Raw genomic sequence first — 1,276 nt, forward strand, 5'->3', positions numbered from 1 at the left:
AGCAGCTCGCGCGCGCCGCAGCAGAGAATCAGCGTCCGGAAATCGAGCAACCGCCCGCATTCGTCGTCTTCGAGCAGCAGCGTGCCCGGCTGCGTTTCGGCGACGATGCGCGTCGCCGCGAGGTGCATGACGTTCGGCTGCCGCAGCACGGCGAGGCGTTCGGCGGCGGCCGGCGTCGGTGCGGCCGCTGCCGGCTGCCGCCAGATCTGTCCGCCCGCCCGCGGGTTGTCGTCGACGATCGCAACGGTCGCGCCGCTGCGCGCGGCGGCCCGCGCGGCCGACAGTCCGGCCGGGCCCGCGCCGACGATCGCGACGTCGACGCTCAGTCGTTCCTGTTTCATCGCGTGCGCTCCACCTGCATGCCGTCGCGGCACAGCGTCTGGCACGCCAGCCGGCGCCGGCCGTCGATCGTCATCCGGCATTCCTGGCAGATGCCCATCCCGCAAAACGGCGCACGCGCCGCACCCATGCACGACACGCGCGTCGTGTCGTCGCCGCTCGCCGCAACGGCGGCCGCGACGGTCACGCCGTCGGCCACCGTCAGCGCGCGGCCGTCCAGATGAATGATCATGTCAGCCTCCGCCGGGCCGCCCCAAGGAGGCTGACCGCCCCCGCGGGGGGCAGCGAACAAAGTGAGCGTGGGGGGCGTTTCATGTCAGCGCTCCGGCCAAGGACGACGCGGTGAGGAAGCGTCCCGGCAAATACGGTTCGATATCGATGGGCGGCCGCTCGCCGGCCATCAGCGCGGCGACGAGCCGCGCACTGCCCGGCGCGGTCGTCACGCCGAGCCCTTCGTGGCCGACCGCGAGCCACACGCCCGGCCGCGCCGGGTGCTCGCCGAGCAGCGGCAGGCCGTCGGGGCTCGCGGATCGGAAACCCGTCCATGCGCGAATGCCGTTCAGGTCGGCCAGATCCGGCAGGTAGCCGACCGCGCGGCGCAGCATGCGTGCGAGCACGGGCGGCTCGACCTGCGCGTCCTCGGTGTCGAACTGGCGCGACGAGCCGATCAGCAACTGGCCGGTCGGCCGTGGCTGCACGTTGAACGCGACCGACGTGCCGTCGCTCGCGTGCGCGCTCGCCGCATAGCCGAGCTCGACGAGTTGATGCGACACGTGGCCCGGATAGCGGTCGGTAATCAGCAGATGGCCCTTTTTCGGGCGCAGCGGCAGTTCGGGCAACAGCGTGCGCGCCGCGACGCCGTTCGCCACCAGCACACGCTGCGCGCGCAGCACGTCGCCGCTCGCGAGCGTCACGCTCGAGCCATCGACCGCGACGG

At 72.7% G+C, this 1,276-nt stretch carries 3 protein-coding genes; all 3 read right to left on the reverse strand.

From position 1 onward, the window contains the following. The coding region (locus JMF86_RS21825; protein WP_201317149.1) for an FAD-dependent oxidoreductase at positions 1 to 341 on the reverse strand (341 nt) is incomplete at its 3' end. After that, entirely contained in the window at positions 338 to 571 is a 234-nt protein-coding gene (locus tag JMF86_RS21830; protein WP_011547922.1) for a 2Fe-2S iron-sulfur cluster-binding protein, read from the reverse strand. The genes JMF86_RS21825 and JMF86_RS21830, both read right to left, overlap by 4 nt. 79 nt (positions 572 to 650) lie before the next feature. Further along, positions 651 to 1,276: FAD-binding oxidoreductase (locus tag JMF86_RS21835; protein ID WP_201317150.1), on the reverse strand; the 626-nt coding region annotated here is incomplete at its 5' end.

Source organism: Burkholderia sp. E168m15 (genome assembly GCF_016586105.1).
Lineage (GTDB): Bacteria > Pseudomonadota > Gammaproteobacteria > Burkholderiales > Burkholderiaceae > Burkholderia > Burkholderia orbicola.